Annotated in this window: 13 protein-coding genes; 1 reads left to right on the top strand and 12 read right to left on the bottom strand. The window is 44.5% G+C overall.

Features of this window, described 5'->3' with window-relative positions; genetic code table 11:
- Window positions 1-19 precede the first annotated feature (19 nt).
- Window positions 20-1,222, bottom strand: coding sequence for a DUF5711 family protein (locus ACSAJE_RS07135; RefSeq protein ID WP_458008668.1), 1,203 nt, complete (start codon window positions 1,220-1,222; stop codon window positions 20-22).
- Window positions 1,223-1,278: 56 nt separating this feature from the next.
- On the bottom strand, window positions 1,279-2,529 hold the full coding sequence (locus ACSAJE_RS07140) for a LysM peptidoglycan-binding domain-containing protein (protein WP_458008669.1): 1,251 nt from the start codon (window positions 2,527-2,529) through the stop codon (window positions 1,279-1,281).
- Window positions 2,530-2,854: 325 nt separating this feature from the next.
- Here ACSAJE_RS07140 and yyaC point away from each other — a divergent pair, with 325 nt between their 5' ends.
- Window positions 2,855-3,601 carry a spore protease YyaC gene (gene yyaC, locus ACSAJE_RS07145; RefSeq protein WP_458008670.1) on the top strand — a complete coding sequence of 249 codons (747 nt, stop codon included), beginning with the start codon at window positions 2,855-2,857 and terminating at the stop codon, window positions 3,599-3,601.
- Here yyaC and recR read toward each other — a convergent pair.
- The 10 genes from recR to ACSAJE_RS07195 form a co-directional block, all read right to left on the bottom strand.
- A complete protein-coding gene (gene recR / locus ACSAJE_RS07150) occupies window positions 3,561-4,157 on the bottom strand; it encodes a recombination mediator RecR (RefSeq protein WP_022025766.1) in 597 nt (198 codons plus the stop codon). The genes yyaC and recR overlap by 41 nt on opposite strands.
- Before the next feature lie 59 nt (window positions 4,158-4,216).
- Entirely contained in the window at window positions 4,217-4,555 is a 339-nt protein-coding gene (locus ACSAJE_RS07155) for a YbaB/EbfC family nucleoid-associated protein (protein WP_022025767.1), read from the bottom strand.
- Between the two features lie 97 nt (window positions 4,556-4,652).
- Window positions 4,653-6,227 carry a DNA polymerase III subunit gamma/tau gene (dnaX, locus tag ACSAJE_RS07160; protein ID WP_458010054.1) on the bottom strand — a complete coding sequence of 525 codons (1,575 nt, stop codon included), beginning with the start codon at window positions 6,225-6,227 and terminating at the stop codon, window positions 4,653-4,655.
- 96 nt (window positions 6,228-6,323) lie between these two features.
- The gene (locus ACSAJE_RS07165; RefSeq protein WP_458008671.1) at window positions 6,324-7,403 is read right to left on the bottom strand and encodes a 6-phosphofructokinase; all 1,080 of its coding nucleotides are present in this window, start codon (window positions 7,401-7,403) and stop codon (window positions 6,324-6,326) included.
- Window positions 7,404-7,469: 66 nt separating this feature from the next.
- Window positions 7,470-9,713: a glycogen/starch/alpha-glucan phosphorylase gene (locus tag ACSAJE_RS07170; RefSeq protein ID WP_458008672.1), complete on the bottom strand. Its 2,244-nt coding sequence runs from the start codon at window positions 9,711-9,713 to the stop codon at window positions 7,470-7,472.
- 151 nt (window positions 9,714-9,864) lie between these two features.
- A complete protein-coding gene (locus tag ACSAJE_RS07175; protein WP_458008673.1) occupies window positions 9,865-12,486 on the bottom strand; it encodes a transglutaminase-like domain-containing protein in 2,622 nt (873 codons plus the stop codon).
- Window positions 12,479-13,573 carry a DUF58 domain-containing protein gene (locus ACSAJE_RS07180; protein ID WP_458008674.1) on the bottom strand — a complete coding sequence of 365 codons (1,095 nt, stop codon included), beginning with the start codon at window positions 13,571-13,573 and terminating at the stop codon, window positions 12,479-12,481. Before ACSAJE_RS07180 ends, ACSAJE_RS07175 begins: the two co-directional genes overlap by 8 nt.
- 19 nt (window positions 13,574-13,592) lie before the next feature.
- The gene (locus ACSAJE_RS07185; protein ID WP_458008675.1) at window positions 13,593-14,552 is read right to left on the bottom strand and encodes an AAA family ATPase; all 960 of its coding nucleotides are present in this window, start codon (window positions 14,550-14,552) and stop codon (window positions 13,593-13,595) included.
- Between the two features lie 193 nt (window positions 14,553-14,745).
- Window positions 14,746-16,542 (bottom strand): L-fucose isomerase, encoded by a 1,797-nt coding sequence (locus ACSAJE_RS07190; RefSeq protein WP_458008676.1) that lies wholly within the window; start codon window positions 16,540-16,542, stop codon window positions 14,746-14,748.
- Window positions 16,543-16,659: 117 nt separating this feature from the next.
- Window positions 16,660-17,274, bottom strand: a complete 615-nt coding sequence (locus tag ACSAJE_RS07195; RefSeq protein WP_022025778.1) for a hypothetical protein — start codon at window positions 17,272-17,274, stop codon at window positions 16,660-16,662.
- Between the last annotated feature and the right edge of the window lie 25 nt (window positions 17,275-17,299).

Consider the following 17,299-nt stretch of genomic DNA (forward strand, 5'->3'; position numbering starts at 1 on the left):
CTTGTCAATACCCTTTGCATTATTTTTTCTTGTTATTTTGCGATGATCTGTTTTTTAGATGGATCCATTGAAGCTTGCCTTCTTGCAGTAGAAAATAGTTGCGCGTTCCCTTAGCCGGAAACAAGCCATCTGCCTGTTTTGACAGCTTGCAGTCCCATTTCTCCACACCGTTCTTTCGGTAGATCTTACATCCTTCTGTTGTAACCATATATATTTCTTTGTCTGCCATCGTAACATTTGTAAATTCTGTGGTAACCTGACGTTCAAATACTTTACCGCCCGACGTGTTAAACAGATACATCCGTCCACTGCCTTTCTTGCTGCCGGCGGCAATCACTCCGATATAACGGTCATCATAAAAAGCACTCAGTATCTCTCGGTTCCAATCTTTTTTGAATACCTGTTTTGGCTTCTTCATATTCTTCCAAAGGCTGAAACCTTTTTCGCTGAAAAGCGCAGCATGATCTTCATCCAAATATTTCACCTCTGCGACAATGCGGTCCTTATACTCCTGCGCACCAACCAGGCAGTTCGTATTTTTGCCCACGTCTGTAAAATCGTAAAATGCCACCTGACTCTTAACTGCGCCACTGGTCACACAGATGCTTGCACAGATCACGCCCGTACCGTCCGGTGACAGATCGATCGAAACCGGGTAGCCTTCTTCTACGTTGGTCGGGATTTCCACGAGAAGCTTTTTATTGTCATCATACGGATTGTATACCTGGATCACATTAGATGACTGATCTTCTAACAATACAGCTACTACGCCCTGTTTGGAGACGCACGCCTGCAAGATCGGATAGTCTGTCGTCAGCTTCGTCCCGCTGTCACTTCCATTGTACACATATAAGGACTTCCCCTGTATATCTGCTACAACTGCATATTCCTCGCAAATATCTAATGCAGGATTCTCCATATCATAACTTCCATTCCACATTTCATTTCCATCACGATCTACTGCTGCCGCTCCGTCTCTGCTGTAGCGAAGCACCCCATTTTGATAGGCACTACATTTCATACCACTGCTTTTTTTTAGTGCGATCGTATTTTTCACTTCGTAACTGCTATATTGATGATTGACGTAAAAATAAATAACCGCTGCTAATATCACTGCCACCAATAGAATACAGGCGATACTCAAAAAAATCGTCCTTTTGATCTCTTGACGACGTTTCGTTACCACCTGAACATCTCTGGCTCTTCCTGCTAAAGTTTCCATTATAATTCCCCATATCTTCTATATATTATTGCTTTCAGATATAGTATAACTGATTTTTACGGTTCGGGCAATAAAATACACTGTCCAATATAGATCTCATCACTATTTTTGATCCGGTTGGTATTCTTGACCCGATCTAACAGGTCAAACGAATGATACTGCCGCCATACGATCTGACTAAGCGTATCACCCTTGCGGACTATATAGCTTTCCATCTGCGAACCACCTGTAACTGATGCTGCCACCGACCGCTCCGGCGCTGTTGTCGCTTTGGAGCCTGACCGAGCTGTCGCCTTCTGTCTTGCGGCGGTCTGTGTTTTTACTTCCTGTGCAGGAGTAGCAGTAGGTTTCACTGCGACAGTATGCTTCGATGTCTCTAAGGACTGCTGTGATGCTTCTCTGCTCTGCGGCTCCACAGACTGCTTTGGCGCCTCGGTACTCTGTGTGCTCTGCAGCTCAGCCGTTTCCTTATCACGCAGTGCATCCGATACAACGAACTCGCGGTTATTCTGTTCCTGTGCCGTTACATAGCCGGATAACGTCTGAATAGATTCTTCCATGGCCTGTATCTTGGAAAGACTTTTCATAAGAAGATTCGCTCCCATCAATACCATAAAAAACAAAATGACACCTGCGCTCCACGCAACCATCTGCATGCGTTCCTGTCTGGTTTTCTTTTGCCGGATCGTACTGCGGATCGCATCCGTGACCTCATCCTCATAGTCTGCTTCCCCACTGATCTCTTTCTGCTCCCGCAGCATATATTCCTGCATTTGTGGATTTTTGGCAAAATAAATATAATAACCGCTCAGCTCTTCAAATGCTCCATCTTCATAAAAAAAGACTTTTTCTTCTTTTTCGGATAAGTCTGCCAAGAATAAGATCCTGCTCATTTCTCCAAATTGTTCTTCCTGAATATGACGAACCTGCTTGTCCACTTTACTGTTCCACATACCAACGCCAAGACCCCAGCCAAGCACTTTTGCACCGGCGAAATATTTATGTATGTCCTCGTATAACTTGTCCCACTGTGCATCCCCAAGGGCTCCTGTCTCGGGATCAAGTTCCACCTCTATGCAGCCATATAAAAACAAGCCGTCTTTTGCCTCCTTGATACCCTCTCTTCCCAAAAATACAATAATGGACTCTTCCTGTTTTTCTAAAAAGATCTTGCGGATATCTGTCAGCACATAATCTTCAATATAAATTCTTCTTGCCCCGCCGGTCTCCCCAATCTGCTTTATATTTTCCGGATAGGTTTCATATTCATACACGTTTTTTTCTCTGTTTTTGCTGCCCTGCTCCATATCACACCTCAACCTTTCATTCACCTGTTCTCTATTACCGAAAAGCATTGTAACACGCTCTCCCGTGCACACTTTGTCGAAACAGAGGTGCAAACGCCCCTTTCTGACAACATCTTTCGACGAACAGATATGAACCGACAGCCTCTTTCTGACAACATCCTTCGACGAACAGGTATGAACCGACAGCCTCTTGGAGATACTGACAGCAGTTATGTGACGTTATGTGACGCCATGAAGCACCACATCGCGACAACCGTGCAGATCGTGCAGCACATTCACAGCATCACGTTTCCGCCTCACATGCTAATCCTACAGAAAGGTTACTATGATTATGATGACATCTTCGAAGCAGCAGCTTCAATATTTCAACCCGATAACTCCTCTCTCTATGTCCAATTTTACGGACAGCTTGACGGAACGACTGCAGCAGATCCACACCGTCTCGCGTCCCATCATCTTAGTCTGCATTGGTTCCGATCGCGCCACCGGCGATTCTCTTGGCCCATTTGTGGGACACGAGTTGCTGCATCCGTTCCCCACTGACAGGAGACAATCTTTTGCAGACAAGCGCAATAGCAAAACCCGTTTTTCATGCAAAAAAGGACAGTACCCTCGTACTGTCCCGAAATCTTCACGCTCTCTTTGGAACTTGCTGACGACATACTCTGCATTTCCAAAAAAGTATTATGTCTATGGTTCTCTGCATTCCCCGGTCCATGCTGTCAACTTAAAAGCAACCTTACAAGACATTTATCGTTCGTTCGATGATCCATATATCATCGCTATTGATGCTGCCCTTGGAGCTAAAGAACACATAGGCACGGTCACTCTAGGCGATGGTGCTCTCTTTCCCGGTATCGGTGTCAGCAAACAGCTCCCCGCTGTCGGCGACATCCATATCACAGGGATCGTAAATACCATCAACTGTCAAAACCGTAACTTAATCTTACAGACAACACATTTGTCAACAGTTGTCTCACTTGCCACCTTCATCAGCAAAGGGATCCGGCAAGCCTTGCTGCAACAGGATCTCACATGTCCGTGCGACCCTCTAGTGCGCGATACAAAGTAACCTCATCAATATATTCCAAATCTCCACCTGCAGGCACACCACTGGCAATGCGGCTGACTTTGATGCCAAGCGGCTTGACCAATTTGCTGATATACGTTGCCGTGGTATCACCCTCGAGATTCTTATTGGTAGCAACAATAACTTCATCAACATCTTTTTGCAAACGCACCATCAACTCGGATAAACGAATATCATCCGGGCCAACTCCTGCCATCGGAGAAATCGCTCCATGAAGCACATGGTACACGCCGTCAAATTTGCCGGTCTTTTCGTATGCTGCCAGGTCTCTCGTATTTTCCACAACCATGATCTGCCGGTGATTTCTTTTCGGATTTGCACAGATCGGACAGATTTCGCCATCTGTATATGTACAGCATTCTTTGCAGTAATGCACATTTTTCTTTGCCGACATCATAGCCCCTGACAGCCCTGCCACCTGTTCTTCCGTCATGTTCAATATGTGAAACGCTAGTCTTTGTGCAGATTTTGCGCCGATTCCCGGCAAGTGAGATAATTGTTCCACCAGATTTGTAATCTGAGAACTATACACATCCATAGGAAACCTCCATTCCCCACAGTCCGTAGGCATAGGACTGTCCAATACAAAATCTGTCCTTAGAACAACCCACCAAGACCACCGGTCAACTGCTGCATCATCGCTGCATTTTCATCTTCTACTTTGCGCAATGCCTCATTGGTAGCTGCCACGATCAAATCTTCTAACATTTCAATGTCATCCGGATCCACTACTTCTTCATCCAATTTTACAGACAAAATTTCCTTTTTGCCGGAAACTTTTACAGTAACAGCTCCACCGCCTGCCGTTGCTTCCCACTCTTTTTCGCCCATCTCTTTGGACTTTTCTTCCATCTGGCGCTGCATACGCTGTGCCTGTTTCATCAAATTGTTCATATTGCCAGGCATTCCACCCGGAAATCCACCTCTTTTTGCCATAATAATTCTCCATTCCTTTCTACTTGCAAGCGCATCGCCGCAAATACTATATTTTCACTGCGAAGTTTATCGCATTCATCCATTTCATTAGATCCTACTACTGAATCTCGATTCCGTCAAACTGAATCAGCTCCATCACGTCCGGATACATAGCGTCCGTCTGCGCATCCACCGTGCGGGTCAAGATCACAACCTCTTTTTGGATCAAAGAACCAATGATCCGTTTTAACTGCTCCAGAGCATCTCCATCTTTCTGCGTAAAATATTCCTCATTCAACGGATCTGTGAACTGAAGTACCAGTCGATCATCATCCGGCACCGGTCTGCACTGGTCAAGCATATTGCGCATGACCGGATCACACATAGCACTGACGTCTCTCCATCTGCCAAGCACCGCTTTAACATCTTCTCCAATTGCCTTTGGCATGATCTTTGGTGTCGAAGCAGTCTTCTCATCCGCCGCCTGTACCGTTTCCGGGACACTTTGCGTCTGCTGCGGTGCTGCAACAATACCTTTTTCCAGCTGTGCCTCAATATTTGCAATACGATCTTTTAACGTCGTAATATCCTGCTCGGTATCCATCTGCGGCTTACACAATTTGATCATCGCAACCTCTGTCAGAACACGTTTTTGCGATGCGAAACGCAAATTGCCGGACAGATCCGATAATATACGTATATAACGGATCAATGTTTCCGTATCCGCAAGCGTCGCCTCTTCTTTCATCTGCGCTAAACGCTCTGTCGAAACATCCAGCATGTCCTCTCCTTGATCGGATGCAGAAAGCATCATCAACCCGCGAAGATACCACACATATTCGTTGACAAACTGTGTAAGATCGCGCCCATCGATCAAAATTTCACTAACGATCTCCACGCATCCAACGGCGTCCCCTGCTATCATCTGCCGAAACAAACGGCTGTACACCTCTGTATCTACCGCTCCAAGCACTTCCAGTGCTTTATCGTAAGTCAACGTCTCACCTAAGTTAAAGGCGATGCATTGATCCAATAAGCTAAGCGCATCACGCATAGAACCATCCGCAGCTTTAGCAATATAACGCAGTGCCTTATCTTCTGCCGGGATCTGTTCACGCTGCATAAGATCTTGCAATCTTGCTGCTATCGTATCGATCGAAATTCGCTTAAACTTATATTGCTGACAGCGCGATGTGATCGTAATCGGTATTTTGTGTGCCTCTGTCGTTGCCAAAATAAACACAACGTATTCCGGAGGCTCCTCTAATGTTTTTAGCAGCGCATTAAATGCTCCCGCTGACAACATATGCACCTCGTCGATGATATAGACCTTAAATCTGCCTTCTGACGGAGAATATTGCACTTCATCGATAATGTCTCGAATATTGCCCACACCGTTATTGGAGGCAGCATCAATCTCGATGACATTCATGGAAGTCTGCGCCGCTATTTTACGACACATCTCGCACTCTCCGCAAGGACTGCCATCTATCGGATGCTCACAATTGACTGCCTTTGCCAAAATCTTTGCCACTGTTGTCTTACCGGTACCTCTGGTGCCGCAAAACAGATAAGCATGCCCGATGCGATCCGCCCGAACCTGATTTCTGAGGGCTGTCACAATATGATCCTGCCCCTTTACCTCGTCAAACTCCCCCGGACGAAACTTTCGATATAACGCTGTATACGACATTTCCTCAACCATGCCTTTCTATCTGTAATCAATACCCCTTATGTTAAGGACAACGCATTAGCACAGGCCTTTGCGTCACAATCTCTGTCCATTTTTTTACAGGCTGTCTCCAAAACAGATACCCATGTCTTTAATTTCTTGGATCAGCGGATCCTCTGGATCTACCATTTTAAGCTTACCGGCTACTTCCTCCAGCGGAACAGGAACTGTTTTGCCATCGCGCATACCGACCATATATCCATACTTCTCATCAAGGATCAATCTGGCTGCCGCAGCGCCCAGTCTCGTTGACAACACGCGGTCATAAGGGCACGGTTCACCACCGCGCTGCATATGTCCCGGTACCGTAATACGTACTTCCTGTCCGGTTCTCTCCTCGATCTCATGTCCGATCTGATAAGATACCGAAGGATACGTAGAATTCTTCCGTTTCGCCTTAAACTCTTTCTTGGACAATTCGGCCTCTTCTTTTGAAATACATCCTTCCGCTACCGCCAAGATTGAAAATCGCTTGCCCTCTTTGGTTCTCTTCTCTAAGGCCTTTACGATGGAATCTATATCATATGGGATCTCAGGAAGCAAAATAATATCAGCGCCACCTGCAATACCTGCATGCAATGTAAGCCATCCAACTTTGTGGCCCATAACTTCGACGATAAACACTCTTCCATGAGATGCTGCTGTCGTATGAATACAATCGATCGCATTTGTCGCAATATTCACTGCGCTTTGGAATCCAAAAGTGATGTCCGTTCCCCAGATATCATTGTCAATCGTCTTTGGCAGAGTAACTACATTGCACCCCTCTTCATGCAAAAGGTTTGCTGTTTTGTGTGTGCCATTACCACCCAAGATAACAAGACAATCCAGTTTCCACTTCTTATAATTGGACTTCATCGCCTCCACTTTGTCCAGACCATTTTCATCCGGAGTGCGCATTTTCTTAAATGGCTGACGCGATGTGCCAATGATCGTGCCACCCTCCGTCAAAATACCGGAGAAATCTTTTGGTTCCATCTTGCGATAGTTGCCATAGATCAGACCCTTGTAGCCTTCCAAAATACCATAGATCTCTACATCCGGGCAGTTTTCATATAATGTCTTGGCAACGCCCCTCATTGTTGCGTTCAAGCTCTGGCAATCTCCACCACTTGTCAAAAATCCAATTCTTTTCATGGTTTTGCTCCTTTCCTGTTTCATGTACGCCCGTAATCTTCAAACGAGGAATTTCGAGCGTACATTTTATTTTAATTTCCAAATATCTTCATTGTACTGCGCAATCGTGCGGTCAGAAGAGAAAAATCCCGCTTTTGAAATATTCACGATCATTTTCTGTGCCCAAGCATCACGATCCTCGTAATCCTTAAGCGCCTGCTCTTTGACCTTAATATAATCTTTGAGATCAAGCAATGTCATAAACCAATCTTTGGTCACGATCTCCATATACAAACGGATCAAACTCTTCTTATTACCAATCGCAAACATCTCCTTGCTAATAATAAAGTCAACAAGTTTTGCAATTTCAGGATCTGCATCATAGATCTTTTCTGCACTGTAAGCTGCCTTGTCATACAACGCAATGACATCTTCACTGGATTCACCAAAAATATAAATATTGTCATCGCCAACAAACTGATGGATCTCTACATTGGCGCCATCTTCCGTACCAAGCGTGATCGCACCATTCAGCATGAATTTCATGTTACCGGTTCCCGATGCTTCCTTAGATGCGAGTGAGATCTGCTCTGAAATATCTGCTGCCGGAATAACCTTCTCCGCATAAGTGACGTTATAATTCTCTAACATGACAACTTTCAGATACGGACTCACTTCCGGATCCTTACTGATCAACTCTGACAGGCAGAGGATCAAGTGAATAATATCCTTTGCGATCGTATAGGCAGGAGCCGCTTTGGCACCGAAGATCATAGTGATCGGCGTCTTTGGCTTATTCCCCGCCTTAATGTCCATATATTTGTAAATAATATACAATGCATTCATCTGCTGTCTCTTATATTCATGCAGACGTTTGACCTGAACATCAAAGATGGAATGATCGTCGATCGTGATTCCCTCTTTATCCTGCAAATATTGCTTAAATTCTGTCTTCTTGGTCTGTTTCACATTCAAAAGAGCCTTGACAAATGCCGGATCATCTGCAAATTTCTGCAGGTTTTCCAATTCAGAAGCATCCTTTTTATAACCCTCACCGATCATATCCGTGATCAAAGATGTCAGTTCATGATTACAATGCAGCAGCCAGCGGCGGAATGTGATACCGTTTGTCTTGTTATTGAACTTATTTGGATAAATATCCTTAAACGGCTTCAACTCACTCTTCTCTAAGATTTCCGTATGCAGTGCTGCAACACCATTTACGCTAAATCCATAGTGAATATCGATATGTGCCATGTGCACGCGCTGATCCTTGTCAATGATTGCAACGCGTTCATCCCCATATTTTTCTTTGGCCTTAACATCCAGCATCTTGATAACCGGGATCAACTGCGGCACTACTTTCTCCAAATACCAAATCGGCCAAGTTTCCAGTGCCTCTGCCAATATCGTGTGGTTTGTGTATGCACACATCTTAGATACAATGTCGATTGCTTCGTCAATATTAATATCACGAAGTAACAGCAGACGGATCAACTCCGGAATAACCATCGTTGGGTGCGTGTCGTTAATCTGGACGACTGCATAATCAGCCAGATCATGAATGTTACTGCCCTTAGCCACCGCCTCATCAATGATCAGCTGCGCTGCATTGCTGACCATAAAGTATTGCTGATAGATACGAAGCAGTTGTCCCTGATAGTCACTGTCATCCGGATACAAAAACAATGTAAGATTACGGCGGATATCCTCTTTATCGAAGTTAATTCCATCTCCTTCAACAATACTTTCATCTACCGTATCAATATCAAATAATTTGAGTGTATTACACTGGTTATCATATCCTGTTACATCAATTTCATACATGACCGACTGCACTGTCTGCCCACCGAAAATAACCGGATAACTCACATTAGTACGTCGCAAGACACTCGGATCCGTAATCCACGGATTTGGCATCTCTTTCTGCAAATTGTTTTCGAATTTCTGCTGAAAAAGTCCCAAATGATAATTCAAGCCGACACCGTCTCCCGGAAGACCAAGTGTTGCGATCGAATCCAAAAAACATGCCGCCAAACGGCCTAATCCACCATTACCAAGAGATGGCTCATTCTCTATTTCCTCAATCTGTGCCAAACTCTTACCATGCTCTTTCAACGCATTGGCTACCTGATCGTAAATTCCTAAATTGATCAAATTGTTTGAGAGCAGCTTACCGATCAAAAACTCCGCTGAAATGTAATAAAGTTTCTTCTTGCCCTGAATCTGACCCTTCTGCTTTGCGATATCTTTCGTCAACTGCAATAATCCTGCATAAATTTCTGCATCACTTTCTCTGGCTGCGATGCTTTGGATCTCATTCTCGTACATAATGTCCTCCATCCGTATTAAATTAACCATTTTCGCAATGTCCCACCCATCGGCAAAACACTCCGATGATATTTTACCACATTTTTTTTGAAAAGAATAGAAAAAAAGAGCAAAACATTTTGCTCTTTTTTCATCAAATAATATACCAGAGTTAACGTGGGAACATCAAGAAAAACAGGACTTTACGCAATTTACCGGCACTGTTTCGAATAGCCTGTACGTATTCTCTCGTCTGTTTCCAGAACTTCTGCTGTTCCTCCGGCGATATATCATCGGGACTATAACCGCTGCGCCAGATCGTCTCGAAATACCATTGCCGCTGCTCTTGCGAAACTGCTCCCTGTAAATTGGTTTCTAAAAGCTTCTGCAGCCCCTGTTCACCAGAACCTTTTGGTACGGCATTTCCGGCAAGCCACAATGCATCCATCAGATAAGAGATACTGCGTCCAACCGCAATTTTTCCCTTCTTCCTGCTCGCTGTCACGATCCTATGTTTTCGGTTTTCCTGCCGCAGTCTAAAACACAACACGACAAAAATCACAAGCAAAACAAGCAAAATCAATACTATCTGCGGTACTGTCAAATGAACGGACCGCTTCTGTCCATTGTGATGATCCTTGGCGTTCTTTTTGCCCGACACATCCGCCTTTTGCTTTGGTGTTGGAACAGGTGTCGGTTCCAGCGTCTCAAGCGGCTCTTCATCCGGTTCCTGTGTGATAGCTGCCGCTGTCTCCGTTGGCTCCGGTGTGGCACTCTGCGCTTCTGCCGGTGCCGCCGTTGCTGTCGCCTCTGCCGATTGGTCATCTCCTCCATTCCCTGCCGTAGACGGCGTCATATCCCACGGCATCCATCCAAAGTGTTCGCCATATGTCTCCGTCCAGGCATGTGCATCAGAATCAATCACCGTCGCTGTGTACTTTCCGTCTTTCCCTTTATGAAAACTCTTCTTAGAAAGCCGATAACCGGATACATATCTTGCAGGCACACCCAGATCACGAAGTAATATCGTTGCCGCTGTCGCATAATGCTCGCAGTAACCTTTCTTTTGTCCAAACAAAAAATATTCCGCATAGTCCTGTCCTGCCGGTACGCTGTCAAGCTCCAGGCTATAGGAAGTGTTTTCAGCCAAAAGCTCTGCAACACCATTTACCGCCCACAAAAGATCTCCTTCTTGGTCCGCTGAATAATAACCCTTAAAATATTTTTGGACAAGCTTTTTATATTTTTCTAACTCCGGTGCATTGTAGGATCCATAATGTCTCGAAGCATACTCCGTATATTTCTTTTCTATAGACTGTTCGATACTGCTGTACTCTAACGTATCATCCGAATCGTAATCGTCTTCGTACAAACTCGGATCATCAATTGAGGAAATATATGATTTCTGCTCCGTTTGTGACATTAGATAATAATCTGTCGTATAGGATTTCTTAGCCCGCTTGATCTCTCCATCTCCGATCAGTTTCACGACCGTGTCCGACGAGTTGCTGTCCGCCGTCCTCAAATTTGCAAAATACGGCAAAAACGCCTTGCCGCCAATGGGTGACATTCCATGATATTCCACTGTGATCTCGCCATTCTGTATCGCACTTTGCAGACTTTTGGAATAGGAAGCCTCCACTGCCAGAACTCCATAGTTCTGCCCCCAAAGGTATGTTTGCACATCTTCAAACTGTTCCTTAAACTCTTTGTCGTCTCCCGCAGACCATACACCATTATGATACGTCTCACCGGTAAAACCGCGAAAATACAGATCACTATCCGGTTCAAAATCCAAGGTGACCGTCATAATCTTTTTGCCGGTGTAATGCGGTGCAGTATTGCTCATGATGCCCTCGCCGCCAATGCCACCTTTGCTACGCACAAACTGTGCCGCCTGCTGGATCTTTTCGATCAACTGCTTCTCCAACTTCATCTCTTTACGCTGAAAAACAGCCGAATGCTTCAAAACCGGTTTCTCAATCTTATGTGTTACGACACCACCGACGCACATACTTACCGCCAGCAAAATACAGGCAGCAACTAACGCAGGCACGATGTTGTGCGGCATCATTTTGCGCCAATGTATTCGAACCATTTTGGTACGCGTTTTCGTACGCTTGCTCTGTTTCCGTATATACTCATATTGTCTGCGCAGCATATTCCAGACACGATCCCGCAAATTTTCTTGAATACTGGTAATATATCCTGACTTTCTGCGAAACATTTTACACAACAACAAAATTACCATGCCGGCAATTAACTGGATGATTGTATTTTTGCCCGGTGCCCTGCCACAGCACAAGCAGCCGGAGATTGCCAGATAAACCGGCGTATACGCTAATATCTCCCAAGAAAGCTGCAGCATCATAAATGCCGCCAGATAACCGATCAAGATGCATCCAAAAATAAGCGCCATGTCTGCATGTCCATTCACTTTACGCAAGCTTTCTGCGATCAGCCCACTGCCTGTATAAGCAGAATATCTTTGATTGACCCTGTCTGCAAAATACATCGCACTGTTCATAAGCGCACGGCATTTTACCCAGACAAACAAAGCCAATACGCATAATATTGCAATATGACCGATCACCGCTGCTTTACGGCGATCTATCATAGAAACCGCGGTAAATAGCACGGCTGCGATTCCAAAAATCAGCGCAGCTCTCCCTGTGTGAATCGATGCATCAAACGTTTGGCTCAACATGCAAACCGTTCCGTTCATGATCAAAAACAACCCTGTAACAGCAAGCAGTCTAAGCAGCAACTGCGAGAGAAAACTTCTTTTACTCATCTCGTTTCCTCCCCTCTTGCTCCAAGGCAAATTCTGCAATCTCTTCGCCATCCAATGTCTGACACACTTTATCCGACAAGATCCACTCTGCCGATTGTGATTGTCCATATCTATCCTGATAGGCAATTCGCATTTGATCAATATCTCTGCTGCCAACCAGCATATCTACACGCAGCAGCGCAATACAATCATTCAGATCACCTTCATCTTTTATTTTGCATCTTCCTACCGCATCCTCTAGGCAATACACCAAAATGTGTGCACAGCCTTTTTGCAGCAGCTTAATGGATAGTGAAAACAAAAATGTGATATAAGCAAGAAGCTGTTCTGCATCTTTTACCGGTGCCAAATAAATAACCGGCATAATATTCTGCTCAGAAATAAATTCGTACACCATAATCTCATCCCGCTTCGCCGATAGTTTCCAATGTATATTGTGCATACGATCTCCCGGACGGTATTCTCGAATCTCTGATACTTCCGGTGGATTCTTTTCCATTGATGTACTGTCGTCTCCCTCTTGCTCCAAATGCTGTGTATGATATTTAACTCCCGCCGATATTCCTATTTCATGATAAACCGGCAAGACTGCCAGCACTTCACTTTGATCCAGATTGCGACGCGACACACCGATACTCGTAAATCCAAAGTAATCATAATGTCTCACAGATACCAACCGAAAATAAACACCTCCCGGATATGAAGGCGTCCACTCTCCGCGAATTCGTATCGGCTGTGCCGATCTGCGCTGCAGACCTCCCGGAAGCATGCAGTCTATAATGATCTCCCCTGTCGTATCGTTCAGCACGTGATATGCCTCTACGACAATACGAATACGACCAGATGGCAAAAAGCAGCGATTCTGTGCCAAAACTGCTAATGTCATTTGCTCGCCGGAGGCAACTGTTTCTGTGATTTTGTCAAAAGAAAACCGAAGTTTGCGAAAAAAAAGTAAATGAAAACCTATCAAAAGCAGCAAAAAGCATACGATCCATACTGCACAATAGAGCATCCCCGTACTATGATAGATCAATGCCACATACACTACGACCCCTGCCGTAATGAGTCCCGTAATAAAATTTTTCATCCGTACCCCCCTGCATTTCTTAACGTCTTGCAGCAGTCGGCTTTTTCACGTTCTGCATTACTTCGATCAAAATAGATTCTGCTGATCTCTTTGCCGCCTTTGCTTTAGCGCTTCGCACGAGCCTATGTGCCGCAACATCCAAAAAGATTTCATCGATATCCCCCGGGATCACATAATCTCTGCCATGTAAAAATGCGATTGCTTTGGAAATACGCATCAGTGCAACGCTGCCACGTGGGCTGACTCCCAGCTCGATCAATGGATTGGTTCGTGTTGTCTGGCAAAGTTCACACAAATAACGATAAATATCGTCTGCCATATAAATCTGTTCCACTAATTTTTTGCAATACAACAACTGCTCTGCGTTGATTACCGGCTGTAACACTGCCTTGTCATCTTGAATCTGACGTCCTTTGACAATTGCAATTTCATTTTCTAACGATGGATATCCAAGACTTGTACAAATCATAAAACGATCCAACTGGCTCTCCGGCAAAAGCTGTGTTCCAACACTTCCCGCCGGATTTTCTGTAGCAATGACCACAAACGGTTCCGGTACTTTTCGTGTTACACCATCTACTGTCACATTTCCTTCTTCCATAACTTCCAATAATGCTGACTGTGTCTTCGGTGAAGTTCGATTGATCTCATCCCCCAAAAACAAATTGCACATCACTGCTCCGGTCTGATATTCAAATGTTCCCGTCTGTTTCTGATACATCGAAAAACCTAATAGATCGGATGGCATGACATCCGGCGTGAACTGCAGTCGATTATTCTGCAGTGCCATTGTCTCTGAAAATGCCATCGCAAGCGTTGTCTTGCCGACACCCGGTATATCTTCCAATAAAATATGTCCTCCAGCCAAGATCGCTGCCATTACTTTACGAACACACTCTTCTTTACCAATTACAATTTGATTTACCTGTGCCAAAACCTCTGCTACTTTCTGCTGACACAAGATCATGTCATCTCTCATTTTTTTCTCCCCTCTTTCATTACGTTATATGCCTCAAACTTTGCACATCAAAAGAAACGGAGAGGCGTAGTCCTACGACTACGCTTCTCCTACATATTCTCACCTGACACAGGTGCAACCCTTTCTGCTCTTCTGAAAAGTTACTACAAAACTCTTCCTCACATTAAATGCAGCCACCCCTATGTCCAATCTTTTATAATTTGTAAAGCGGGCCATAAGCTGCGCATGCTCTATAATCCTGACCCTCTTTATCCATACCAAATGCATTCCATGCAGCTGGTCGGAAAATATCTTCCTCCGGCACATTGTGCATACATACCGGAATACGAAGAATGGAAGCCAATGTGATCAGATCCGCACCAATGTGTCCATAACTGATCGCACCATGATTTGCTCCCCAATTGTTCATAACATCATAAGCTGTCTTAAATGCACCCTGACCCGTTGTGCGTGGTGTAAACCATGTACAAGGCCATGTATAATCTGTTCTCTTCCACAACTTGTCAGATACTTCATCCGGAAGATTTACGGTATAGCCCTCACAGATCTGTAATACCGGACCCAAGCCTTTGACAATATTGAGACGGATCATAGTAGCAGGCATCTCCGCTCTCGTTAAATAACGGGAGGAGAAACCGCCTCCACGGAAATATCCGGAATCAGCACAGCACCATTCTGTTGCGTCCAGACATGCCTTCTGATCTTCTTCTGTCATCTCCCAGAAAGGTTTCATGACACCATTGCCATTCTCATCTTTCACTTCACCACAAGCATCCAGACACGCTGCACCGGAATTGATCAAATGCAGGAAACCACCTGCCTCTTTCGCAATACCCTCTAACTCATAGCCGGTTGTTCTCTTTACAGCTTCCGGACTCCAATAAGTACGAACATCTGCGAAAATTTGTGCTCTTCCGGTAAGCAGTTTCATGAAAAGCATACCAATACCGTTGAGTGTATCGTTCTCTGTTGCTAAAACATACGGCTCACGCGCTCCATTCCAGTCAAAGGAGGAATTGAGCAGTGCCTCTGCATAATCACCATTCGGATAAAAGTCGGTCCACTGTCTCTGACCCTGAAAACCTGCTGCGATCGCATTATGTCCTACCATCTCTTCCTCTCTGCCTTTCGGAAGATTTGGATTACCGTTCATTAAATCTTTGATAATACACATCATCTTAACAACAAATTCCCAATCGCGTTCCTTCTGCTCATCGCTTCGTTTCACGATCTCAGGATTCTTATCCCATCCCTCACGGCAATGAGACTTTGTCCAAGACATTGCTTTCTCAAACTCTGCTTCATCGTATATACCTTCTGTCATTCGACGAATGATCTCCACCTCATCAACAGACTCAACACGCATTCCTAAATATTCTTCCATAAAGGAGGAGTCTACGATAGATCCTGCAATACCCATACAGATCGATCCGATCTGCAGCCAAGATTTGCCTCGCATCGTTGCTGCCGCTACGGCTGCACGACCAAAACGAAGTAATTTTTCCTTAACGTCTTCCGGAATCTCCGTTGCATCCGCTTCCTGCACATCTTTGCCATAAATACCAAATGCCGGCAAACCTTTCTGTGCATGTGCTGCCAATACTGCTGCCAAATATACTGCTCCCGGACGCTCTGTACCATTAAAGCCCCATACACCCTTAATCGTATCTTTGTCCATGTCCATAGTCTCGGATCCATAGCACCAGCATGGTGTCACGGTCAATGTAATATCCACACCTGCTTTACGGAACTTATCTGCACAAGCCGCTGCTTCTGCTACACGTCCGATTGTCGTATCCGCAATGATAACTTGGACCGGTTCTCCATTGGAATAACGGATATTCTGACGGAACAGCTCTGCCGCACTCTTAGCCATATTCATCGTCTGTTCTTCCAAAGATTCACGAACCTTAAGCGGTCCTCTTCGTCCATCGATCGTCGGACGAATTCCAATCACCGGATAATCCCCAATTAGTCTGCTTTTTGCCATTTGCTACTACCTGCCTTCCTTGAATATATTCTCACACCCTGATACCTTTTTATTTTACTGCATTTTGGCAGAGAATACAATCATCAGAGACTACAAAATTTCACGGTTTTAACTTATCTATTTTATATAGTTGTTTTTCTTCATATAATGCTTTAGTTTCCAATAATCCGAGACTTTCGCATAATTATCTTCCTCAGGAAGCAACATAATCCTTGACTCTGATTTTTTTACACAACCAACTGTATGTATCGTTTCTTTCTCTCCTGAGATAGTGATTTCTGATGCCATTTTATCTGGAATAAATACTCCATCTTTTCCTATATCTTCCGCATATAGTGCCATCTCCGAATCTATCACATATACGCTCTCACCTTTCTGAAAACCACCAGCAATATTTTTTACCACTTTCAGCTCTACGAGATTACATGCTTGATACGTATTCTCCTGGCTATCTTTTTTGTATAATGTTTCTACTTTTTTAACAGTTGCGACGCACGCCTTCGTCTTCAAAAACGGTAATACACTTTTTGATTTCAATGGAGCAAAATCAATCACTCCTGGTTTTTGTATAGCTGCCTTCTGCGCTGATACTGTTGCTTCTCGATAAAACGTTTCCTTTGTTTGTGTTACAGAATCCACTTGCACCATTATAGGTGCTACCCACAATGCCAACAGAGCTACCAAAGCTACCAAACATACTACACACACAGTTCCTGCAATTTTTTTCCTCATAAGAATCCTCCTCATTTGATTGTAA

It is taken from the genome of Jutongia sp. SJQ-6, assembly GCF_054161275.1.